The organism is Vibrio sp. R10-SG3-ISO3, assembly GCF_059834225.1.
Map to the genome: position 1 here is coordinate 16,725 of NZ_JCBDHE010000056.1, position 21,489 is coordinate 38,213.

The following is a 21,489-nucleotide window of genomic DNA, read 5'->3' on the forward strand; positions in this document are numbered from 1 at the left end:
TTACATTTAAAAAATGTGAACTGGGCACGGACTTATTTTGCGTCGTTAACTATCATCTGATTAAGTGTCGTGAGTCAAACAAATACAAATATAGCTCTAACGTTTGATTGACACTCCTTTTTTCGCTTTCTTCTGCTGCTATCTGGTGATCACTACTAATCGGGGTTTTTAGATTAAGGATCAATGGATATGACAGAGCAATTGTTCATTCAATATATCGCTAAGTTTGGCGACTACTATAAGCGTGCAATGTTTGGCGGCGTAGGGCTGTTTAAAGATGACGCCATGTTCGTGCTGATCAGCGATAACACCATCTATTTGCGTGGTGGTTCATCACTTGACCAACGTCTCATGTCATTGGGCTGTGAAAAATACGTTCATGTGAAAAAGCAAACCACCGCGACGGTCAATTATTACGACATCACTGGATTGTTCGAGAGCGAGCACCCTCAGCTTGACCGATTAATTCATCGTTCACTCGACGGTGCGCTGGCGGCAAGAAAATTGAGATTGTCTCCCACCAATAAACGCTTGCGTGATTTGCCCAACATGCAATTGACGTTGGAGCGAATGGTGAAAAAAGCCGGCATCGATGATGTGGATACTTTCGTCAAGCTCGGCGCGCCGACGGTCTACGCCAAAGTGAAGAAAGCGTACGGCAGCGATGTGGATGTGAAACTGCTGTGGAAGTTTGCTGGCGCTATCGACGGCATTCATTGGAAACTCATTCAAGAGCCGCGCAAACAGCAACTGTTGGAGAGTTGCCGTTAGCGCATGATGCCTTGAAGAGCGGATAGCAGTCAGTTTCAGACATTAGCCAAACAAAACGCCCCTCCTAATTGGAGGGGCGTTCATGTATCTGCTGTTCAAACGATGTCTAGACCGACACTCGGTCAGTTTTTCCAGTCATTGAGCTTGAATGTGAGCGTATGCGCAGCCCCTTTTAACTCCAGTCCTTGGTTGGTGAGAGTCATTTCACTCCAATCCGACAGTGTTTGTGAGAAGGCTTGCTCAACTTGCATGGCGTCATCACCACACATCTTCATTGTCATCCCCATTTTTTCAATGCGGAACTGGTTGTCTTTTAACTCACCTTGACCAAAGAAGTTGTTACATCCAGCATGGCCGTTCGCTGTCATTTTCTCACCGATTTCAAGACGCGGTGTAGATTCACCTTCTTCAAGGCTGATGGCTTGACCGTCGATAGCGAGCAGTTCCCAGTTGTGGTGCTGAAGATCTTGCGTTGTTATTGGGGTAGGGGCGTCTTGACTGCTTGCACACGCTGTCACGACGAAGGGCAGTGCGGTTGCGGCAAATAGCGTTTTTAGACTAAGCTTCATGATATCAACTCCAAAAATCAAACGTGTCGCAAAACGCGACGGTGCTTGGCGAAAGTATAATGCAAACCAAGCGGTTAATGTCAGAAGTGAGTCATAGTTTAGCGGCGGTTGTTCACTATCTTTGCGATCAACAAGCCAAGTTGCAGCGGACAGAGTGAATTAAGGCGTACTATGGAGCAGCTAGAGTTTTTTCAAGTCCCCAGTCCTTGCGTTGGTGTGTGTACCGTGGACGAACGTGGCTATTGTCAGGGGTGCATGAGAAAGCGTGAGGAACGTTTCAACTGGTTGTCGATGTCGCCCGCTCAGCAGTTGCATGTGATCAAGCTCTGCCGTCAGCGCTACCTGCGAAAAATCAAGAAACAGGGCTCAGACGCATCACCACCTGAGCCTCCTGTCGATCCGCAACAATCGTTATTTTAGTCCCCACTGGTCACTCACCCAACCACCAGCATGTTCGTCAAAATGACAGCCGATAAAGCGTCGATTTGTCTCAGGGGAGGCATCGGCTTTGGGTTTTGCATCTAACATGTGCTGGATATGGCTCACCATGGGATCGCCGCTGTGTAAGCGTTCTTGCCGAGTTGCGACTTCTTTAATCAGTTGCAGACGGTACGAGTTACTAGCACGTTTCATTTGGGCGATCCTCCACGGTTATGACACTAATATGAAAAATTAGTTACTGGTTAAAAAAACGTCAATGCGCCGAAGGGATGAATCGAGGAAATTTCTCAAAAAAAATGTGTTTTAGAGTGGGTCAAAAGAGAGACATCATGAGGTAACCATCGGGAATAGTTAGCCTTCTGTTTCTCGCTTGAGTCTCCGTGATTGAAATAAAAAGTTCATAATTTATTTTGCTTAACGCAATCAACTTTTGGGTGAGGGGCAATCAAAAACGCCTTGCGATAAGCAAGGCGTTGGATAGGCGTTGTTGTTAGGATTGGCAACGCTGCGACGTAATCAATTCATCGATCATTAACTGACCGCGAGTATTACGAATCTTGATGCGATAACTCAGTCCGACTTCCATATTGGCTTTGGTGTCTGGGTTAGTGCAGTAGACATTGATACTTTGGTTGAGCAGTTGTGAAGCGGGTTTTGCGCCTCGAGCATCCGTATTGTAGACCATCATGATTTCAATCGTCGTCCCACTTGCGCTTGCTCGCAAGATGGAGAGTGGCCCCGCCTCAATCGGCAGTTCGGCAGAGAGCACGCTCGCGCGGTTTTCTGCAAGCAATTCGAGGTTACGTTGCTTTTCCGCATTGGATGAACAGCCCGCGAGCGTCATTACCATTAGCCCGAGCAAAGCCGCCGAGCGGCGCAGGATCGCCATGACCACTAAAACACTTTCTTAAAGGGTTTAACGATAACAGACTGATAGACCCCAGCGGCAACGTAAGGGTCGGCATCCGCCCAGGATTGCGCTTGCTCTAAACTGTCAAATTCGGCGATGACGGTTGAACCTGTAAAGCCAGCTTCGCCTGGGTTCTCTGAATCGATGGCAGGCATAGGACCGGCGGTTAACAGTCGGCCTTCGTCTTGCAGCGCTTGCAAACGTTCTAAATGCGCAGGACGGGCACTTAAGCGTTTTTCGAGTGAATCTTCAACGTCTTGAGAAAAAATGACGTACCACATAGTCAAAATCCTTATCGTGTGGAATAGGGAATTAATGTACCTTAAGTGTGGCGAAAACGACGCGCCGACACTAACAATTTGTGAAGCGAATCATCGCTCTATTGCACGAGGTCGCCCTTCGCTATCAATCGCTACATAGTTGAATGTGGCATCACAGACCATGTATCTGTCTTCAACGCCGTGCTCTTTGACGGGTTTGACCCACACTTGCAAATCAATGCTCATCGAACTGCGGCCAATCTTCTTACATTCGCCGTAGCAGCAGACCACGTCACCGACGCGGACGGGCTTTTTAAAGGTGATGCTAGAGACCGAGACCGTCACAATTCGGCCACTGGAAATCTCTTTTGCGAGGATCCCACCTGCAAGGTCGAGTTGAGACATGATCCAACCGCCAAAAATATCACCGTTGGCGTTGGTGTCGGCTGGCATAGCTAACGTTCTTAGGAGTAGTTGGCCCTTTGGGGCATTGTAGGTGTTGTTCATATTTTGCGGACATCGACAAACAAAACAGCGACCGGGGAGGCCGCTGTTAAATTGGAAAGTCAACAGTTTAGCAAACTTTGCGCTGTGAAGTCAGCTTATGAGTTGCTGGTGTTTGACTCATCTTTAGGCATTTGTTTGTAGATGTAGACGCCTGTAAGCAGCGTAAAGCCAAAGGTGGCCGCCAAAAGGCCGAACACCTTGAAGTTAACCCAGACATCAAGCGGCAGCTCATAGGCGACGTAGATATTGAGTGCGGCGCAGAAAGCAAAGAAGCCGACCCAAGCCCATGTGACTTTAGCCCACACGCTGTCGGGCAGAGTGATCTCTTTACCAAGCATGCCTTTGATCGCTGATTTACCCATGGCGTGGCTCACCGCGAGTCCAATCGCGAAAACGGCGTAGACAATCGTCACCTTCCATTTAATAAAATTGTCATCGTGCAGGAAGATGGTCATGCCGCCGAATACCGCAACCATCACAAAGGTGATCAACTGCATTTTCTCGACTTTTTTGTAGACGAAATAAGTAATGGCAATCTGGATAGCGGTCGCGACAATCAAAGCGCCGGTGGCGGCGTAAATGTCGACCATTTTATACAGCGCAAAAAAGATGATCAGCGGAATGAAGTCGAGCAATTGTTTCATATCTAAATTCTATGATTGGATAAAATTGCCCTAAGTCTAACCAAATTCAAGCGTCGGACATAGGGCTTAGTGACAATCTGAAACAACTCAGTGGGGTAGCTGACGTTTGAAGTCCTCTAAATAGCCCTCTTCGCGAAGGCTCTCGACCGTAAACAGCAACTCCTCGTCACTCATGACAAAGCAGCTCGATTTACCGGTCATCACATTAAGGTACTCGTGATATTCGAGTTCGCTGTAGTGGCCGAATCGGTCTTGAACTAGGGTCTTAATACCGTGGTGGATTAAGCGATAATAGGTGTGGCGATGATGTTCCATAACAGACCTCGTTTTTCACTCTGGTCACAGTGTGGCCATGCCTCACTCAACCTTGTCTAGAACTAGTAGAGACGAAGCATAGAGAGTGCCAACTTGTCGATGAGGTCTATCTCTTTGAATTATAAGATGAGTGCCAGAGTGCATATGTCATAAAACTGGCACGTCTCAAATTGCGAACCAAATTGAGATTAAATTCGGTTGTCGCCGGTGCTGAATGCGATGATCTGACTGATTTGTGTGAGGCTGCGTCCGCTCTCTTGCTGCCATTGAGTGAATGCGTCACTGGCGGCCTGTAACGAGCGCTTAGTGTCTTTGCCACCTTCAATGATTTTGCATTGGCGCAAATAGGCTTCTACATCGCTGGAGAGAATGAAGGTGTCAACCCCCATTTGGCGCAGGGTGTAAGGACCAGTGTTGCCGCCTAGACGCTGTCCATGAGTTTTTAAGTACCCCCAAAGCTCGGTGATACGCTCACTTGGCCACTGCGCGACCATCTGACCAAACGATCCGTGTTGCAATGAAGCCTCGTAGATCATTTGTGCGTTGGCTTGTATCGATTTCACTTTCGCGTGATGGCGAATGATACGCGCATCCTCAGACTTTGCATCCCAATGCTCATCACCTAGCATCAATAGCCGTTCTATGTTGAACCCAAAGAAGACCTCTTCAAAGTTTGGCCACTTGTTGCGCACGACTTTCCAACTGATGCCACTTTGAAACACCTTCATGCTAAAGGCGGAAAGCCAACGATCGTTGGGTATCGCGGCAATTTCGCCACGAGAAAGCGGGTCAGAGAGCAGAGATTCCAACTGCGCGATGCCGCCTTTTCGCGCTGCTGCTCGCGCCTCAATGTGGGTGAATTTTTCAATCGTCATACCATGATTCCTTGTGTTTAGCGCTGGGCCAATGACGCTCAGCGATCACGATTTAATCAGCGTTAACCCGTGCGGCAGTGCGTCACCAAACACGCGTTTTGACTCCGTGTCTGACAGTTCGCTAACGTGCTCAACCAGGGTTATCCAAGCTTCAGGCAGCTTACTTTGTTTGAGTTTCGCGACGACCTCGGCGCGAAATTCGTCTGAGATGTCGATCTGGCGATCGCCGGTTTTACGGCACATCATCACGGCTGCAAAGGCCACCATGCGGTCTTGTTGCCACGGCTGGTCAAGCAAGGTGGGCAGCCATTGTTGAATCTGCTCCCGAGCAATCACATTGTGCGCACTGCCATAGAGCGGAGTACGGGAAGCAAGGCGGCCAAGCGCCCACCAGTGGGCATCGTTGAATTGGCTCTGATTGAGCGCTTTGCTTAAAAACCAGCTGGCCAGTAGCGTCTTATCTTCCACCTCTAAATGTTCCAAAGAGGCGGCCAGTCTCACCATCGACTCATACCCCATCTCTTGCGCGGTTTTGGCCGATTGCGGGTTTTTCATCGCACCGGGATGCAGGTACTTAGCAATATCGGCGAGCAGTTGCTCTTGCTGCTCTAGATTGAGTCCGCCAGCCACTCGGCGCCAGAACACCCACCAATCCGTCCAGCCTTGGTGATTTTTAAATTGAATCGCTTGCGAGTAGAGCCCCCACACTTGCTCGATCCGCCAATCATCGGTGACATCGCCAAAGCCGGGGCGTAGCGTATAGCCAGCCAAACGTAACCACTGTTTCTCGTGTGCTTCTGAGCGGCGGCGACGCTTTCTTCCTTGAGCCAAGGTGTCAAACAGCTGCCGAAGCGTGGTGAAGTCCCACTCATCGCGTTTGCCCAGTTGACGTTCAAGGGATTTACTCAAGGTGCGAATGTCCGCCTCCTCCGCACTTTTTTTATTCGCGCTGTAGAGTTTGCTGATCAGTGCTTGGCAGTGCGGTAAGTTCGGGTGCAGGCTGTGTGATTTCTGTTCTTCTTTTTGATGACGAACTTCAAATTCCACTGCCCAGCGTTGCTGCTCGTCTGCGACGCTCACACACTCCATCTTCAATGTACCGACTTCGGTCAGTTGGCACGCCAGTTGAACTTCGACCCGCTCTTTTTGATTGGCGTGCAACTGTGCCCCTTGACTGTCGAGTGTCACGACATAAGGAGGCAAAGGCGAAAGCTTGTCAGGGTCAACGTCAACCATCACTCCATTTTGCAACGCTTGATCGTCGCGAATGCGATCATGGGTTGAAGTCAGAAGATTGAAGCGTACCGGCTCGCCAAGAGTCAGGGAAAAGCGACGTCCTGTGAGTCGGATTTCCTGGCCTTCCTCTGAGCCCTTGGCCAATAAGCACAGTGCATGGCCCAAACGTTGTTTGTCTGGTAAATGGAGGAAATAGGAACGTGCGACTCCGCCGCCGATCTTAAGTTGTGCACCGCGGCGCGCTTTACCAAATGCCACGGCGCCCAGCGCCACTGCCCAATCGGGGTGTGGGTTGTCCAGCAGTCGGACTGGCTCGCCTCGCCATTGGCTAAGCAGCGTCTCTAATCGTTCGCTGATAAGTTCACTGTTAAAAACACCGCCATTGAGTAGCAAGCCAACGGGGACGACCGACGTGTTGTCTGGTGCTGTGCTGGATGTGTGCTTGAGTGCGTCAAGAGCGACACTTTGATGTTGCTGCAAGAAAGCGGCGACATGTTTACTCACTGCAGGATCGGAAACATAGGGCAGGCCGAACTCGACGACAGCGCTGCGGCGTTTGTCTGGGCCCTCGTTGATGTCACTGAGTGGAAAAAAACCTTCCAGCGCAATTTGGTGTACTTCATCTTTGCCAAGCGCCACACTTTTAGTGCCGCCAAGCAGCTTAGAGCCACTGCCTAGCATGGTGATTTTGACATCATTGGGCGCTTGGCGACTCAGCAACTGCTCTTTGGCTCTGCGCGTCTGCTGAATTAATTTGGACAGCGACGCCGCATTGAGTTTTTTACCGCTGTTTAGACGCTGCTCCGCCAAATGGGCTAGGGCGAGATCGAGGTTATCTCCGCCGAGCATCAAGTGCTCGCCCACACCAATGCGGTTTAATGTCAGCGCATGGTCGTCACTGACTTGTGCGGAGATTAAACTCATATCCGTGGTGCCACCACCGACATCACAGACGAGAATCAAAGGTACGTTCGATAGCGCGTCGGCGGCGTTTTCTTGATGACGTGCATACCAGTCATAGCAAACCGCTTGCGGCTCTTCGAGGAGTACCACCTTGTCTAACCCTGCGAGTTCGGCGGCTTCGAGAGTCAATTTCCGCGCAGTTTCATCAAAGGAGGCCGGTACGGTGATCACCACATCTTGCGCTTCAAGCGGGTCACTCGGATGGCGGTGATTCCAAGCTTGACGTATATGATTGAGGTAACTGGCGCTGGCAATTAAGGGGGACACTTTGGTGACGTCATTGGCGCCTGCCCAAGGTAATATGTCAGAGCGGCGGTCGACGCCTTGATGAGAGAGCCAGCTTTTAGCGCTGGCCACTTGGCGACCTTCCACTTTCGCGCCAAGCTCACGCGCCCATTCGCCAATAATGACCTGATCCATATCGCCAGAGACTGGCTGATGTTCCCATGGTAACGTCAAATCGCGCTCGCCAATCTGCCCCTTCGCGGGATGATAGCGAAAAGAGGGCAGCAGCGGTTTACGCACCACCTCACCGGGACCAATCAACTGGTCTATATCGAACAGCGCCACTGGGGAGGCGTTGAGATCCGCGGTGATCTCACAATACGCCACCACAGTATTGGTGGTGCCAAGATCGATACCCACTAAATAACGAGCCGTGGTCATGTTGAAAACCTTTTCAATGTGCAGATAGGTTGAAATCAGAGTAAAAACGGCATCCAAGGGATGCCGTTATGGGATTATTCTTCGCGTACGTCAAATTCAACGTGCCATTTTTGGCCGTTATCATTGGCAATGGCTTCAAGGTAAAAAGTACCGAGCTCAGTGACCCGTGAAGAGAGGGTGACGGGCACCACTTCGCCTTCTCTACGACCTTCAGAGACGGGCAGCGTGACCTGAATCTCCGGCAGCTCTTCGAGCTCATCGGGCCCCCAATGGTCAAGGTGAGTACCGGCCAGATCGTCTCGACGCACGGTAGAACCGAAGAACTGGAAGTTGACCGGCTGGCCAATGATCAAACCAAAGGCTTGGCTAGGTACATCCACGCTTGAGCCTTCTTCCATACCAAAAGGTGCCACACACAGTGCTTCCATCGGCGGTGCCATCCCTGGTATAGCTGGCATGGCACTTTCGATACCGACATAAAAGCTTGAGGCGATACCACCGCGAATACGCACGCCTTGACCACGACGCACTGCGCCATAGTAGGCTGCGCCGCTGGCAACCGCCAGATCAAGGTCGACACCGGTTAATCGCTTGGCCGCAGGGGCATTGGCCTCAGTGAGCCAATTATTGAGTGTGCTCTCAAGACGTTCAGCCAAGAGAGGCGACTTCAATACACCACCGTTGAACAGCAGCGCCGTAGGTTTGATAAAGCTGAGCGGAGCAGGGGCCATACCCGGAATACCAGCAAATGGCATGGCACTCTCTGACTCATGTTGGCCACTTTGTGCGCCTGCTTGTTTGACGAGAAAAGCCGCAATGTGACGAGTGATACCCGCATCTTGGGCGTACGGCAGACCCATTTGGGTCAATGCGCCGCGCGCACGTTGAACCGGGTGCTCATCAATCCCTACTTGCGGGAAGAAGCCATCCACCAGTGTTTGCTGCACTTCTTGCTGAGTGAGTTCTGTTTTGAGTGTCGCGCCCAATAGTTTTGAGCCTCGACTCGGCACGACAATCGGCATGCTCGCCAGATCCGCATCGTTGAGCAACGCTTCTTTCGCATCACGACAGGCGTGAGTCATGGCTTGAACTTGCCAAGGTTGCAGCTCTTTGCCTTCTTGGGCAAGTTTCATCTTTAATCGATAGGCGAGGGCCAGATCCATGTTGTCACCGCCGAGGAGGATATGCTCGCCCACCGCGATGCGGTTTAGCGCGAGGTTACCCTCTTCTTCGGTCACTTCAACCAGAGACAAATCCGTGGTACCGCCGCCAATATCGACCACCAGAACCACATCACCGACTTCGACTTCATCACGCCAAGCGTCTTGGCTGTTGTCTATCCAGTTGTAGAGCGCCGCTTGAGGCTCCTCAAGCAGTGTGAGGTGTGTGAGGCCCACATGACGCGCCGCTTCCGCCGTTAAATCGCGCGCGGCAGGGTCAAACGAGGCGGGCACCGTTAAGGTTACGTCTTGCTCTTCTAGCGGGTACTGAGGATGGCGATGATTCCACGCCGCTTTGAGGTGCTCAAGGTAGAGCTCAGTCGCACGCAAAGGCGAGACTTTCTCGACCTCTTCTGGGCTACCTGCGGGCAAAAACGCGTCGCGACGGTTTACGCCGCCGTGACAAAGCCAAGATTTGGCACTGGCCACTAAGCGAATCGGGGTTTTGGCACCGAGGTTACGAGCAATAGCACCAACCAAGGCTTTAGGTTCTGAAGACCAAGGAAGAACGCGCGCAGCAGGGTTCATCTCATGCTCATGGGGCTGATAGAGAAACGAACCCAGTTGAGTATGGGATTCTACCGTGCCCGGGGCAGTCAATTGTGGAATGGCCATCACCTCAACACGCGCGTCTTCGATGCGCGTATCAACAAACGACATGACACAGTGAGTCGTGCCTAAGTCAATACCGACACTGAAGGTCGGTGCGTTTGTTGTCTGTTCCATTACAGCTCCACCTCTGCTGGTGCAATGATCGACGCATCATAGTGATCCGCCAACTTAGGCAGCGTCATCGCGCTGGCTTTCCAGCCTTTGTGGACCAAAGTGCCATGGAACGGCGCTTGGCCGGTCACGTTGCCCGTTAGACGAACCTTTTGCGGATCAAAGCCGTCTTCCACAGTAATACGGCTCTCTTCCTCTTCTTGACGAATCGGCTCAAGCGTCACGTACTCTGTGAGTACTTTTTGCCCGCCGCTATGAATGACGCGCGCAGCAGCGCCAACTTCTTCATCAGAAAACGCACTGACGTCTTCTTTGAGGAAGTCAATTAAACGCGCTTCTTGTTGTAACAATGAAAGCAACTGCATCGCGGAATCGGTTGACGCCGTGGCCAGTTTTGACTCCACTTCCACCACTTTCTCAACGATCTTTTCGACTTCAACGACTTTTTCAACTTCGACGATTTTCTCGACCGGCTTTTCTATCTCGACAATTTTCTCAACGGGCTTTTCAACCACTTTCTCAATCACCTTAGACTTGCGTGAAACCGCAACAAGTAACAGTAGAACGCTTGAGGCGGTTAATCCGGCATGAAGCATGTCGAAGGTTTGAGGAATCATTTGTAAATCGAAAGTCATAATCATTCTCTTGGAAACTAAATTTTGCGCCGAGCTAAACACGGCTGCCTGTGTTGGCTGCCTTGGCAGCGGCACAATCATTTGACATGAAATTGGGGCAAATATAACACATTCAAGTGAAACCGCTTGTGTCAAAGCAAACTCGCACCAGATTTGGCGATGTATTTGCTCTCTTTTTAACCATGCCAACGTAATGAATGGTGAAAACGGGCGCAGAAACGGCAAATAAAATCGCGCCAAATCGGTTTAAGCGATGCAATGCTAGTCAGCGCGAGGTCGAGTTTTGCGCCCAGTTAGGGTAAAATTCGGCGCTTTGTTACTGTCACAATAGCGAACCTAAAGGCGAGTCATGAACCACAACCGAGTAGTCTGTTTCGATTTGGAAATGTGTTGCTGGAATGAGAACGGTGTCGGCACCACGGGCGAGATCATTGAAATTGGTCTGGCGGAAATCGATTTGGCCAAAGGCGAGGTGGTTAAGCGAGCGCAATACTATGTCAAACCCGAGCGTGATGAAGTTTCACTGTTTTGCGCGGAACTGACAGGCATCACACCGCGCAAAATTGATAAGCAAGGTCGCCCTTTAGCCGAGGTGATCAAGTCGATGATTAAAAACTTTGGCGGTAGCAATAAGATTTATGCCTCATGGGGGCGAGACGACCAGATCCTTGCGAAAGAGTGCGCAGAGAAAGGCATTGAGATGCCGTTTAGAGAGTTCATTAACCTTGCGACCCTGTATCGAATTCAGCATCGCCTGAAAGACAAACGTATTGGGCATCGCGCGGCACAAGAAAGTCAAGGCATTGACTGGGAAGGGCGCCAGCACTCAGGCTATGTCGATGCCTACAACCTTGCCAAATTGGCGTTGACCATGCTCTAGATAGCGAGATTGAGCGTGTGTCGAGATTCAATTCGATAGAGAGAAACAAACAGGGAGCCGAGGCTCCCTGTTTGCGTTGATTACGCGTAGCCAATCAACTCCGGTAACCAAAGAACGATGCTCGGGAAGGCGATCAATACCGCGATGGTAATGACATCGGCGACAAAAAATGGCGTACATCCGCGAAAGACATCTTGTACTGAGCACTCGGGGCGCACGCCAGCCACCACAAAGCAGTTCAAGCCAATCGGTGGAGTAATGAGACACAGCTCTGCCATTTTCACCACGATAATGCCAAACCAGATTGCGCAGCCAATGCCAGACACACCGAAGGCGGAGTCTGCCGCGGCGACATCCATTCCGCCGTTTAAGGCAATAATGGCAGGATAGACCACAGGTAACGTCAGCAAAAGCATGCCGATGGCGTCCATAAACATGCCAAGGACGGCGTAGGCGCAGAGGATAAGCAGCAGTGTCAACATCGGGCTTTGTTCAAGGCTGACAATCCAGTCTGAGAAGGCGCTCGGCAAATCGGCAAAGCCAAGAAAACGCACGTAAATCAACACGCCCCAAATGATGGCGAAGATCATCGCCGACAGTTTCGCGGTCTCCATCATTGAGCTTTTCAGCTCTTGCCAGCGACTGCCGTGATAGAGTGCGACAAACAGAATGGCGGTCGCGCCAAGCGCGCCTGCTTCGGTGGGCGTACCCACACCACCATAGATACAGATCATGATGATGGCGACAACAAAGAAGATCGGTGCAGCCGCAGGCAGTGACTCCATGCGCTGTTTCCAAGTGTAGCCGCGCACTGGTGGACCGAAGTTTTTGCGCGTCATCGCAAGGAAGATGACTAAGCCGCCATAGATGAGTGCCGAGACCAATCCGGGAATAAAGCCCGCCATCAGCAGCGCGCCGACATCTTGCTCAACAATGATGGCGTAAATTACCAAAATAGCCGAAGGGGGGATCAAGGAAGCGAGTGTGCCACCTGCGGCGACCACGCCTGCAGCAAAGCGCTTGTCGTATCCGAGTTTGAGCATTTCAGGGACCGCGATACGCGCAAACACTGCAGAGGTGGCTACAGACGCTCCCGACACCGCGGCAAAACCTGCGGTAGAGAAAACCGTCGCCACCCCCATGCCGCCTGGGAGCCAGCCCACCCAACGCTTCGCCGCCTCAAACAATGATTTGGTGAGACCTGCGTGATACGCGAGAAAACCGATCAGAATAAAGGTTGGGATCAATGAGAGCGCCAGCGATGACACTTTAGAGTGAGGGATGGTGCCAGCCATTTTGATCGCAACCATAAAGCCGCGCTCAAAACCCAGTTTGGCACTAAAGATCCAAACCAGACCTAAAAACCCCGCAATCGCAGCGGCAAAGGCGACGCGCACACCGAGAAGAACAAACAGGAGCATGGCTCCGGACACCCACAGACCGATTTCGATACTGTCCATGTTGCCCATCGTAGTAAATAAATCAGACAAGATAAGGCTCCTAGTTGTCGTGACCGCTGACACTTTCAGCTTCTTTTGCCGCCACTTCCGCAGCGGACTCAATCAAAGGCACGGCTACTGGCGAGTCGCCGCCTTGCCTTAGCGCACGTGCATAACCCCAGAGTTGTAAACAGAGACGCAAGGCGAGAATCGACAGCGCCGCAGTGACGACTAATTTGGCTGGCCACGTGGGGAGATTGATGTCGAGTGAGGAGTCGCCAATCGAGTAAGCGCGCCAGAAATGCAGGTAAGAGCCGTAGATCAGTACGACAGTGACCAACAGCATCAGCGCGGTCGTCAGCAGTTCAGTAAACCACAGCCATCGACCGCGAAACTGGCCGACAACAATATCCATGCGAATGTGGCCACCCATTCGCTGAGTGTAGGCAATGCCAAGAAAGGCAATAAACGCCATCGCTTGTTCCACCCAATCCACATAACCGCTGATAGGGGCACTCAACAGCCAACGGCCCAAGATGTTCACAGTGGCAAGAAAAACCAATAAAAATATGGTGATGCCACCGAGTAAGTTCAGTAGCGATTCAAAACGGAACAACCAGCGATCCACTCGACTGAGCAGAGAGTGATCTTCTCGTACGGACGCAGCAGCCGACATTTCGGCCTCCTTTTGTCTCAGACATTCATCGAATAGCGATTTACGTCATCAAAATAAAATCAAGGTGAAGCAGGAAACGTTGGGCTCAGATTGAGCCCAACGAGCTTAGTGTTCAGTTACTTTTGTGCGAATAACCCGGCGGTGAAATCAAGGACCGCTTGAGAGTCAAACTGATCTTTGTACTGCGCCACCCACTCTTGACGTACGGACTCAGAGAGCGTGTTCAACTGCTCGGTTTGTTCGGCGTTGAACGTCACCATGGTCAAACCTTGCGCTTTAACTGCGGTTTCGTATTTTGCAGTGGTGTTCTGTTCGTAGTTTTGAACGTAGAAATCGAGCGCTTCGTCCACAGAACCAATCAGCGCTTCGCGGTGACTGGGTTTGAGCATCTCTAGCGCTTCGGTGTTGACCACCACCGGACAGTTAGCAGAACCTAAGTTGAGGTTGGTGGTGCCCCACGTCGCCACTTTGTAGGAGTTGGTGGCGAGATGCGCGTGCGGCGCAAATGAAGCCGCATCGATAACATTGGAGTCCATGGACTGACGAACTTCGGCAAACGGAACACCGGTTTTGATCGCGCCCAGTTTACTCAACACACCCATAATACCGCCCGGGCCGCGGACACGCAGACCGTCAAAGTCTTCCAGTGAAGTTAGCGGATCGCCTTTACTGGCGATGTTGTATTGCGGCATTGGTGTAGGCATAAGGAGCGTGGCATTCCAGCGAGCGAGGTCCTTAACCACGGCCGGATGCTTGAACAGTTCCATGTAGATTTCGCTCACGCGGCCAAGCGATACATCTTGAGAGAAGGGTAATTCTGCCACCGTGATGGTGGGGTTTTTGTCAGCGTGGTAGAAGGCACAAAACTGCGCCATTTCAAACGCGCCAAAAGAGATGCCATCGAGATTTTCTCTTGCTTTTGATAAGCCACCGTAAGAAATATTGAGCTTGAACTCGCCGTTGGTTTTCGCCTCGACCAGCTCAGCCAGCTTTTCGACGTTTTCGGTAAAAGCGCGGCGTTTGCCCCACAGAGAGACGTTCCACTCGGTAGCGGCTCTGACTTCCGTTGCGACAAACCCACTTAACGCGAGGGCGGTGATTAACGTGGCGTTGAGAGTTTTCATTCTTTCATCCTTGTTGTATTGATTTGACTGGTCACCAGTCGTGTAGGGTTGAAGTGGGCGCGACAGGTTTAGCCTGCTTAACATGGCGCTCCGTTTTTTGTTGTGACCCATTGGGTATAGCAAGGGGTTTGCCAACTTGTTGTGATAATGTTAACTGTTTGCGCCCCGCCCGGTGATGAAAGGGCTGAGCGAGCCGACTTGGCGTGATGAACGGCGCAATTTAGACGCAGCAACAAGAAAATCGGCCAAAATTGGCTCATCCTTGTGGGAGGTGAGTCATTGGATGCGCCAAATTTGGCCGATGGCAGCGAGTGCTATTTGTGTACCTATTAAGAGTCGCGCCGTCGCGCGTCCATCAGGCTTATCGCTAAGCGGTAGAGGGCGCAGGCTGGCGCGGTTTTTGAATTGCTCAAGCTCAGTGAAAGGCACAATCGTCGTCGTACAACAGATAAGGGAAATCATGGTCAGTAAACCGGCGTGGTGGGCGCTGCACCTCGAGAGCAGTAGAAAAGTCACGGTCTGGATCGTGGTGATTGCAACGGTACTGGCTATTGTTATGGCTCGGTTATGGATCGAGAGTATCGAGACACGACATTTTGCGCAGCTTGATACCGTCGGTGAAGAGAGGCTGAATCTCTACGCCTCGACCGTTGAGGCTGAGTATCAACGCTTTCACTATCTTCCGTTTATTGCCGCGCAAGATGATGACGTGCATCAGCTACTGGCAACGCCAGAGAAAACGCCGTTGATTGACGAAGTGAACCAAAAACTGGCTCAGTGGCAAAGTGAATCGGGTGCGGATGCACTGTATCTAATGGACAAATCAGGGCGAGTCCTTGCCAGTAGCAACTGGAACCAAGAGGGCAGCTTTGTCGGCCATGATTACCACTTTCGCCCTTACTTTACCGAGGCGATGGCGGGCCGCAATGGTCGCTTTTTTGCCATCGGCGTGACCACAGGTGAACCGGGTCTGTTTCTCTCTCGTCCTGTTCGCGTCGAAAACCAGATTGTTGGTGTCACTGTCCTCAAAGTGGACATGTCGCAATTGGAAGCGAGTTGGCGTGCAGGTGGCGAAGGGGTTTGGGTCAGTGATGCTGACGGTGTGATCTTTTTGGCCAGTCAGCCGCATTGGCGATACCGCACCTTGGGCGCGATTTCTGACCAAGTCCGAGAGGCATTACGCCAAGCACAAAAGTACGCCAATCACCCGATTGAACCGCTGAGCTATACGGCTTTGCCCAGCTCACCACAAGGAAAAACGGTGTTGGATCTTCGCGGCGAGGAGGGCGTCGCGACACGCTACGTTCTCCATCAACGCGATATTCGTGCGCTCGGTTGGCGATTGGTCTACCTCAGTGATCTGCAAGACCTTACCCAAAGCAAATACAACGCGATGATCGTTGCCGCCTTGCTAGCGACGGTGTTAGCGCTGGTGGCGCTCTATTTGATGAGCCGTTTTCGCCATCAGCAGCAGCTCGAATGGCGGGTGGCGCAGCGCACCAACGCCCTCAGGCAGAGTAACTCGCAACTCAAACGAGAGATCGAAGAGCGTATCCGTACGGAAAATATCTTGCGGCAAACCAACGAAGAGTTGATTCAGGCAGAAAAATTGGCCGCGTTGGGTCAACTGTCTGCGGAGTTGGTGCACGAAATCAGTCAGCCATTGCAAGCCACGTTGACCTATTTGGCCAGTACCCAATTATTGGTTGAGCGCGGTGGCTATGAGATGGCGCAAGAGAATCTTGACGAGATCGACCACCTTATTCGCCGCGTGACAAAAATCATCTCACGCTTGAAGCACTTTGCCAGCAAGTCGGTCAGCGCGCTATCGCCCGTTGATATCGCACAGTCTGTGCGCAACGCGCTGGTGGTGGTTCAACCTAGGTTAGACAAACATCGCATTGTGCTCGATTGGCAGCCGCCAGAGTCAGCGCTGCTTGTGCGCGCGGAGGAGATCAAGTTGGAGCAAGTGTTAGTGAATCTGCTACGCAATGCCGCCGATGCGATTGCTGAAGACGCCAATACCGCAAAAGAAGACGATGCAAACGGGCATCGAGAGCACGGTAAGATTCAGATTCGCACTTGGCAGCAGGGCAGCGAGGTGTTGCTCTCGGTGACCGACAATGGCGCCGGCATCGCGGCGGAACACTTGGCGAGTCTGTTTGAGCCATTTTTTACCACCAAACCGGCAGGGAAGGGGGTGGGCTTAGGGCTCTCCGTCTCTCGCACGATTGTGGAAGAGTTTGGTGGGCGGTTGGAGGTGATTGCAGCCGATAGGGGCTGCGAGTTTCAGTTGAAACTCCAGTGCGCCGAATCGCCTGAAGCAGAATTAAGGAGTTCCTCATGACACACCCTTTTCCCCCGTCAGACGAGTTGGCGACGTTTGGTCACTCTTTGCCGCCCGAAGTCATCTTGGTTGATGATGAAAGTGCAATCCGCCGAGCGACCAAACAGTGGTTGCAGCTGGCCGGATTGAGCGTGCGAGATTTCGCCGATGCGCAGAGCGCCTTGGCCACCATTGATGCTCAAAGCCATTGTGTGGTGGTGTCTGACATCCGAATGCCAAAAATGGATGGCCTAGCGTTTGCCAAGGCAGTACAAACCATCGACAGTGATATTCCGGTGCTGTTGGTCACGGCGCATGGGGATGTCAAAATGGCGGTCGACGCGATGCGCGGTGGTGTGTATGACTTCATTGAAAAACCGGTAGAGCCAGATTTGTTGATTGATAGAATTCAGCGCGCAGGCGAGAAACGGCGGCTTGTGTTGGAAAACCGGAACTTGCAGCGCTTACTCAGTCAGCGCCCCACGCTTGAAAGCAGAATGATTGGCGAGTCGCCAGTAATGAATGCCCTTCGTCAGCAGATCTTAATGCTCGGCCAAACTCCCGTGGATACAGTGATCAATGGCTCGACCGGGACCGGTAAAGAGCTGGTGGCGCGATGTTTACATGAGGTGAGCGCACGGGGTGATCATCCCTTTGTGGCGGTCAACTGCGGCGCCATACCGGACAATTTGTTTGAAAGTGAGCTGTTTGGCCATGAGAAGGGCGCGTTTACCGGCGCTCAGTCTAAGCGCATCGGGAAAATTGAGCACTCGAACAAAGGGACGCTGTTTCTTGATGAAATAGAGAGTATGCCGATCAGTTTTCAAATTAAGCTGCTGCGTGTGTTGCAAGAGAGGAAAGTGGAAAGAGTCGGTTCTAACCAAGAGATCGCATTGGATTTGTGGGTGATCGCGGCGAGTAAAGTCGATCTCAAACAGGCGTCTGAGCGGGGCGAGTTTCGTGAGGACCTCTATTACCGATTCAATGTCATGGAACTGCATTTGCCAGATTTGGCCGATCGCCGTGAAGACATTCCGCTCTTGTTCGAATTTTTTGCACGCAAAGCCGCGATGCAATACCAACGTGATTATCAGCCACTCAGCGACCAAGAGAGTTTGCTACTGTGTGAACAAGAGTGGCCCGGCAATGTGCGACAGTTGAAAAACAGTGCCGAGCGGTATGTATTGGGTATCGGCCAGGGCGTCAATTTGGCCAGCGTACTGGGGACGGAGCCCCTAACGCCGAGCCCGAGCTCAAACAACCTCGCGGATCGCGTGCACAGCTTTGAACGGCAGGTGATTGTTCAAGCGTTTAAACGCCATAAAGGTAACGTGCAAGCAGTGATGGACGAATTGGAACTGCCACGACGCACACTTAACAACAAAATGACGCAATACGATATCCAGCGCCGTGACTTTGTGGATTAAAAACGAGCCGCTAGGTTATTTGCCGTCATTGTCCTCAATGACTGACAATTTGGCGCGGATAAACTCGCTGTGACCCACATACAAGAGTTCAGCGGTTTTTCTGATCACGGCGTCTTCAAGTGGGTCGATGTTGCCATCGGCGTGTGCGACTTGCCACATGGCTTGAATCAACTCAAAACGCGTCTCTTGACTGAGTGAACGAAGTTGGGAGGTAAAATCATACAGCGAGGCAGAGTGCTGCGTCGTCTCTTTTGCTCGGGATAGGAGGTGGGTTGCTTGTTGGTGATCAACCCCGACTAGACGCGACAGCAATTGCTGTTTGGCTTGGGCCTCTTCTGCGCTCACTTGGTGATCGGCACCGGCCACTTCGGACAGCAAACAGGCGATCGCCAGATGCGGATCTTGGCTTGATTGCTCTCCTAAGTCTTTGCCTTCCACCAATTGCTTAAAGAGTTTAGATAGCGCATTCATCATCGTTATGACCTCAATACATTCGATATGATATATACATAGTGATGATTGACGGCGATCACAAGCCTCTTTACACAATCCTTACTTAACGCCACCTAAGAGCACCTAGTGGATGAAGTCGGGTCTAACGGGAACTCTTTATGGGTGGAAAAGCGATGCGCTTGCCTTCAGACGTCAAAATTTCGATCGATTTGGGGGCGCCTTTTTCATCGAGGTGGAGCTCACCAATCGCGCTGGCATTAATCAGTCTGCGCAGTCTCTGGCTATCAGGATCACGTTTACGAACCTTCAAACGCTTACGTTTGGTAAACCAGTTGAGTGGCGATCGCGGTGAATAGAGCAGTCTGTCCGCGTGATCGCAGATCGCCAATAAGGGTTCTGGGAACTGGCTCTTAAAGCCACTGCAGGTGAACTGGTAAAGGTGTGGGCTATTTTTACGAAAGCGCAACTCTATGTCATAAGCGAAAGAGTAGTGCACATCGCCAGAGAGAATAACAAAGTTGGTCGGCGTCTGGGTATGAGTGAAAATACTCAGTAAGGTGTTGGCACTGCCCGGGTGCGCCATCCAGTTTTCTGCATCCACCATCAAAGGTTTACCTAATAGGGTAACAATGCGTTGCAGCGTTTCGATAAATTTAACGCCAAACATAGGTGCAGGAGAAACGATGATCACTTTTTCTTGATGGAGCAAGGCTTGTTGCAGTTCCATCAACGCTTCCCAATCCATCAAACCTGACGGTTTGTTCATCCTAGATTCCGAGCGCCAGCGGCGGGTACGGGTATCGAGCACCACCACCTTAGGCGAGGTGTCAATGGTGTAATGCCACTGCTCAAAACTGAGCAAATGCGCGATAAAAACATCGTGATGCTGGGGGACGGGGTCTTCAAAATAGCGCTGCGCTAGACTGATAAACTCGGCGTCAAAATGGTCGGGCTCATTGCCCCACCCCTGACACAACCAGTAGCCGATCAGCGCGTTGCCAATAATCCGTTTGGAAAAGGGGTGCTGATAGACCTGATATTCCCAGCCGACGGTTAAATTCCAATCATCGGTGACATCGTGGTCGTCGAAAATCATGTAAGTGGGAATATGAGCCAACAACCGTGCTACCTTGGGCAAGCCCACCACAAACGCCTCCATGACGTTGGCTTCGTGCTCAAATGTGGTTTGCCATTGCTCGGGAATGGTCGGTAGTTCCGTCTCAGTGTTAGGCTTGTTGAGGCGTTCTCGATCCACATGTCGCCATAAGACGGGCGACCACACCAATAGATACATCGCGATAAATTCCGCGCAGGCAATCAGGTGGTTCTCTGCCCCCGTGGCGCTGAAAACAGGCTGCTCAGAGGGCTTAAAAAAGGCGTGCCACCAGCGCTTGTCTGGGTGGTAGGTGGGCAAAATGTGCTCTCGGCCATAAAGGTGATGAGTGTGTCGGCGCAGCGCTTTGTCATTGTCAACACAGGCCCCTTCAAACATCTCTCCTCTCAGACCGAGCAGAACGATAACTTGATCAATGGCATCTAATGTCGGCCCTGCAACATGATCGGCGTAGATTTGGTCACCGGCCATCATCAGCAAATCTGGCCGCTCTTCAGGTGATTGGGCGGACACCTTCGCTTCCATCGCCACCAGTGCATCACCGCTGGGGTGATGTGGGTTGCGGCACGACCCATGCACAACGTAGTTTGCTTGGGTCGACAGGTGAAAGTGTAAGCGGGTCTCACCGGGATAGAGCAAATAAGGCGCCAGTTCAGCCAGGCCACCGTGAGGGGTGACAAAGTCGTAACTCAGTGTTTCGTTGGCTGGGAAATGGCCGCGAAAATGTGCCAAGGTCACGTACGCGTGTTCGCCTATCTGAATCGATGAACACTGACTGAGTGAATCCTTCAATAGCGGTTGCCCTTGCTGGTAGAGCTCAAAAGAGCCGCGCAAAGGGGCAGAGGTGACCAACCAAAACACTAGGTGTTCAGGCGTCGCTTTGCGCAGGATAGGGCCTGCAATGAGGTACGGTAGCGTCGTTTCTTTACTCATTACTCTCTTTGGGGTTTGATGGCTCAAGTGCCAGGTCGGGGCCTTCGAGTCGCTCTATCACTTCTGAACTGGATTGCTCATGCGCCATCAAGACCAAAGCCAGCAGTGCATCGATTTTGCTTTCGCTATCACTAGGCTCATTGAGTAGCGAGCCTAAGCGTTGTCGAATGAGCTCAATTTCGTGCTCGACAAAGCCTCGCCCTTCTTCCTCTCCGGAGGATTCATCAGGTGCAGTATCAAAATGCATAAACAGCAGATCACCGTCAACGTGAGTGTCGAGGAGTTGCTCGGGTAACCACTCATCGCCGGTGACGATGTCTGGGTCGTCACCTTGAGGTAACGCGCTTAGAAGTTTCTTTAGTTCAGATGCTTTCACAATGGT

Annotated in this window: 22 protein-coding genes; 5 read left to right on the plus strand and 17 right to left on the minus strand. The window is 51.7% G+C overall.

Annotated elements, in window-relative coordinates:
• The first annotated feature begins 183 nt into the window (after positions 1-183).
• On the plus strand, positions 184-771 hold the full coding sequence (locus AC6R1A_RS17010; RefSeq protein ID WP_487901165.1) for a TfoX/Sxy family DNA transformation protein: 588 nt from the start codon (positions 184-186) through the stop codon (positions 769-771).
• A 122-nt stretch (positions 772-893) separates the two neighbouring features.
• Here AC6R1A_RS17010 and AC6R1A_RS17015 read toward each other — a convergent pair whose 3' ends face one another.
• The gene (locus AC6R1A_RS17015) at positions 894-1,340 is read right to left on the minus strand and encodes an META domain-containing protein (RefSeq protein WP_500633771.1); all 447 of its coding nucleotides are present in this window, start codon (positions 1,338-1,340) and stop codon (positions 894-896) included.
• A 171-nt stretch (positions 1,341-1,511) separates the two neighbouring features.
• On the opposite strand from AC6R1A_RS17015, the gene AC6R1A_RS17020 reads away from it, so the two are divergent.
• Positions 1,512-1,760 (plus strand): DUF1289 domain-containing protein, encoded by a 249-nt coding sequence (locus tag AC6R1A_RS17020; RefSeq protein ID WP_500628533.1) that lies wholly within the window; start codon positions 1,512-1,514, stop codon positions 1,758-1,760.
• Here the strand turns inward: AC6R1A_RS17020 and AC6R1A_RS17025 are convergent.
• The 10 genes from AC6R1A_RS17025 to AC6R1A_RS17070 all read right to left on the minus strand — a co-directional run bounded on the left by AC6R1A_RS17025 (position 1,752) and on the right by AC6R1A_RS17070 (position 10,735).
• Positions 1,752-1,973, minus strand: a complete 222-nt coding sequence (locus tag AC6R1A_RS17025) for a hypothetical protein (RefSeq protein WP_500633772.1) — start codon at positions 1,971-1,973, stop codon at positions 1,752-1,754. The two genes, AC6R1A_RS17020 and AC6R1A_RS17025, sit on opposite strands and share 9 nt — an antisense overlap.
• Positions 1,974-2,271: 298 nt before the next feature.
• Complete coding sequence (locus AC6R1A_RS17030) at positions 2,272-2,670, minus strand: GspS/AspS pilotin family protein (RefSeq protein WP_500633814.1); 399 nt, start codon at positions 2,668-2,670, stop codon at positions 2,272-2,274.
• A gap of 5 nt (positions 2,671-2,675) precedes the next feature.
• Positions 2,676-2,972, minus strand: a complete 297-nt coding sequence (locus AC6R1A_RS17035) for a YciI family protein (protein WP_500633773.1) — start codon at positions 2,970-2,972, stop codon at positions 2,676-2,678.
• A 90-nt stretch (positions 2,973-3,062) separates the two neighbouring features.
• Positions 3,063-3,458 (minus strand): acyl-CoA thioester hydrolase YciA, encoded by a 396-nt coding sequence (gene yciA, locus AC6R1A_RS17040; protein ID WP_334552465.1) that lies wholly within the window; start codon positions 3,456-3,458, stop codon positions 3,063-3,065.
• Positions 3,459-3,553: 95 nt separating this feature from the next.
• Positions 3,554-4,102 (minus strand): septation protein A, encoded by a 549-nt coding sequence (locus AC6R1A_RS17045; RefSeq protein WP_500626151.1) that lies wholly within the window; start codon positions 4,100-4,102, stop codon positions 3,554-3,556.
• Between the two features lie 87 nt (positions 4,103-4,189).
• Positions 4,190-4,417, minus strand: a complete 228-nt coding sequence (locus tag AC6R1A_RS17050; protein WP_500633774.1) for a hypothetical protein — start codon at positions 4,415-4,417, stop codon at positions 4,190-4,192.
• 188 nt (positions 4,418-4,605) lie between these two features.
• Positions 4,606-5,292: a DNA-3-methyladenine glycosylase I gene (locus AC6R1A_RS17055; RefSeq protein WP_500633775.1), complete on the minus strand. Its 687-nt coding sequence runs from the start codon at positions 5,290-5,292 to the stop codon at positions 4,606-4,608.
• Between the two features lie 45 nt (positions 5,293-5,337).
• Positions 5,338-8,157, minus strand: coding sequence for an Hsp70 family protein (locus AC6R1A_RS17060; RefSeq protein WP_500633776.1), 2,820 nt, complete (start codon positions 8,155-8,157; stop codon positions 5,338-5,340).
• A 74-nt stretch (positions 8,158-8,231) separates the two neighbouring features.
• On the minus strand, positions 8,232-10,103 hold the full coding sequence (locus AC6R1A_RS17065) for an Hsp70 family protein (RefSeq protein WP_500633777.1): 1,872 nt from the start codon (positions 10,101-10,103) through the stop codon (positions 8,232-8,234).
• Positions 10,103-10,735, minus strand: coding sequence for a DUF2760 domain-containing protein (locus AC6R1A_RS17070; protein ID WP_500630384.1), 633 nt, complete (start codon positions 10,733-10,735; stop codon positions 10,103-10,105). Before AC6R1A_RS17070 ends, AC6R1A_RS17065 begins: the two co-directional genes overlap by 1 nt.
• Positions 10,736-11,084: 349 nt before the next feature.
• Between AC6R1A_RS17070 and AC6R1A_RS17075 the strand changes: the two genes are divergently transcribed.
• On the plus strand, positions 11,085-11,615 hold the full coding sequence (locus tag AC6R1A_RS17075) for a 3'-5' exonuclease (RefSeq protein ID WP_487901174.1): 531 nt from the start codon (positions 11,085-11,087) through the stop codon (positions 11,613-11,615).
• 80 nt (positions 11,616-11,695) lie between these two features.
• Here the strand turns inward: AC6R1A_RS17075 and AC6R1A_RS17080 are convergent, their stop codons facing one another.
• The 3 genes from AC6R1A_RS17080 to dctP all read right to left on the minus strand — a co-directional run bounded on the left by AC6R1A_RS17080 (position 11,696) and on the right by dctP (position 14,854).
• Positions 11,696-13,105, minus strand: coding sequence for a TRAP transporter large permease (locus AC6R1A_RS17080; protein ID WP_334552457.1), 1,410 nt, complete (start codon positions 13,103-13,105; stop codon positions 11,696-11,698).
• Between the two features lie 10 nt (positions 13,106-13,115).
• Positions 13,116-13,730, minus strand: a complete 615-nt coding sequence (locus tag AC6R1A_RS17085; RefSeq protein WP_500630386.1) for a TRAP transporter small permease subunit — start codon at positions 13,728-13,730, stop codon at positions 13,116-13,118.
• A 116-nt stretch (positions 13,731-13,846) separates the two neighbouring features.
• Complete coding sequence (gene dctP, locus AC6R1A_RS17090; RefSeq protein WP_500630387.1) at positions 13,847-14,854, minus strand: TRAP transporter substrate-binding protein DctP; 1,008 nt, start codon at positions 14,852-14,854, stop codon at positions 13,847-13,849.
• Between the two features lie 460 nt (positions 14,855-15,314).
• Between dctP and AC6R1A_RS17095 the strand changes: the two genes are divergently transcribed.
• On the plus strand, positions 15,315-17,201 hold the full coding sequence (locus AC6R1A_RS17095; protein WP_500633778.1) for a sensor histidine kinase: 1,887 nt from the start codon (positions 15,315-15,317) through the stop codon (positions 17,199-17,201).
• Entirely contained in the window at positions 17,198-18,607 is a 1,410-nt protein-coding gene (locus AC6R1A_RS17100; RefSeq protein ID WP_500633779.1) for a sigma-54-dependent transcriptional regulator, read from the plus strand. The genes AC6R1A_RS17095 and AC6R1A_RS17100 overlap by 4 nt, the downstream gene beginning before the upstream one ends.
• 15 nt (positions 18,608-18,622) lie before the next feature.
• Here the strand turns inward: AC6R1A_RS17100 and AC6R1A_RS17105 are convergent, their stop codons facing one another.
• The 3 genes from AC6R1A_RS17105 to AC6R1A_RS17115 all read right to left on the minus strand — a co-directional run bounded on the left by AC6R1A_RS17105 (position 18,623) and on the right by AC6R1A_RS17115 (position 21,483).
• Positions 18,623-19,081: a tellurite resistance TerB family protein gene (locus AC6R1A_RS17105; protein ID WP_500633780.1), complete on the minus strand. Its 459-nt coding sequence runs from the start codon at positions 19,079-19,081 to the stop codon at positions 18,623-18,625.
• Between the two features lie 121 nt (positions 19,082-19,202).
• Positions 19,203-21,107, minus strand: a complete 1,905-nt coding sequence (locus tag AC6R1A_RS17110; RefSeq protein ID WP_500633781.1) for an alkaline phosphatase D family protein — start codon at positions 21,105-21,107, stop codon at positions 19,203-19,205.
• Positions 21,100-21,483 (minus strand): VC1380 family protein, encoded by a 384-nt coding sequence (locus AC6R1A_RS17115; protein ID WP_500633782.1) that lies wholly within the window; start codon positions 21,481-21,483, stop codon positions 21,100-21,102. The genes AC6R1A_RS17110 and AC6R1A_RS17115 overlap by 8 nt, the downstream gene beginning before the upstream one ends.
• Positions 21,484-21,489 lie beyond the last annotated feature (6 nt).

Coding starts and splice junctions, on each gene's coding strand:
- yciA (WP_334552465.1), bottom strand. CDS start 3,458: ATGAACAACACCTACAATGCCCCAAAGGGCCAACTACTCCTAAGAACG.
- dctP (WP_500630387.1), bottom strand. CDS start 14,854: ATGAAAACTCTCAACGCCACGTTAATCACCGCCCTCGCGTTAAGTGGG.
- AC6R1A_RS17110 (WP_500633781.1), bottom strand. CDS start 21,107: ATGAGTAAAGAAACGACGCTACCGTACCTCATTGCAGGCCCTATCCTG.
- AC6R1A_RS17030 (WP_500633814.1), bottom strand. CDS start 2,670: ATGGCGATCCTGCGCCGCTCGGCGGCTTTGCTCGGGCTAATGGTAATG.
- AC6R1A_RS17020 (WP_500628533.1), top strand. CDS start 1,512: ATGGAGCAGCTAGAGTTTTTTCAAGTCCCCAGTCCTTGCGTTGGTGTG.
- AC6R1A_RS17010 (WP_487901165.1), top strand. CDS start 184: ATGGATATGACAGAGCAATTGTTCATTCAATATATCGCTAAGTTTGGC.
- AC6R1A_RS17095 (WP_500633778.1), top strand. CDS start 15,315: ATGGTCAGTAAACCGGCGTGGTGGGCGCTGCACCTCGAGAGCAGTAGA.
- AC6R1A_RS17045 (WP_500626151.1), bottom strand. CDS start 4,102: ATGAAACAATTGCTCGACTTCATTCCGCTGATCATCTTTTTTGCGCTG.
- AC6R1A_RS17035 (WP_500633773.1), bottom strand. CDS start 2,972: ATGTGGTACGTCATTTTTTCTCAAGACGTTGAAGATTCACTCGAAAAA.
- AC6R1A_RS17070 (WP_500630384.1), bottom strand. CDS start 10,735: ATGACTTTCGATTTACAAATGATTCCTCAAACCTTCGACATGCTTCAT.
- AC6R1A_RS17075 (WP_487901174.1), top strand. CDS start 11,085: ATGAACCACAACCGAGTAGTCTGTTTCGATTTGGAAATGTGTTGCTGG.
- AC6R1A_RS17100 (WP_500633779.1), top strand. CDS start 17,198: ATGACACACCCTTTTCCCCCGTCAGACGAGTTGGCGACGTTTGGTCAC.
- AC6R1A_RS17085 (WP_500630386.1), bottom strand. CDS start 13,730: ATGTCGGCTGCTGCGTCCGTACGAGAAGATCACTCTCTGCTCAGTCGA.
- AC6R1A_RS17025 (WP_500633772.1), bottom strand. CDS start 1,973: ATGAAACGTGCTAGTAACTCGTACCGTCTGCAACTGATTAAAGAAGTC.
- AC6R1A_RS17105 (WP_500633780.1), bottom strand. CDS start 19,081: ATGATGAATGCGCTATCTAAACTCTTTAAGCAATTGGTGGAAGGCAAA.
- AC6R1A_RS17060 (WP_500633776.1), bottom strand. CDS start 8,157: ATGACCACGGCTCGTTATTTAGTGGGTATCGATCTTGGCACCACCAAT.
- AC6R1A_RS17055 (WP_500633775.1), bottom strand. CDS start 5,292: ATGACGATTGAAAAATTCACCCACATTGAGGCGCGAGCAGCAGCGCGA.
- AC6R1A_RS17065 (WP_500633777.1), bottom strand. CDS start 10,103: ATGGAACAGACAACAAACGCACCGACCTTCAGTGTCGGTATTGACTTA.
- AC6R1A_RS17015 (WP_500633771.1), bottom strand. CDS start 1,340: ATGAAGCTTAGTCTAAAAACGCTATTTGCCGCAACCGCACTGCCCTTC.
- AC6R1A_RS17050 (WP_500633774.1), bottom strand. CDS start 4,417: ATGGAACATCATCGCCACACCTATTATCGCTTAATCCACCACGGTATT.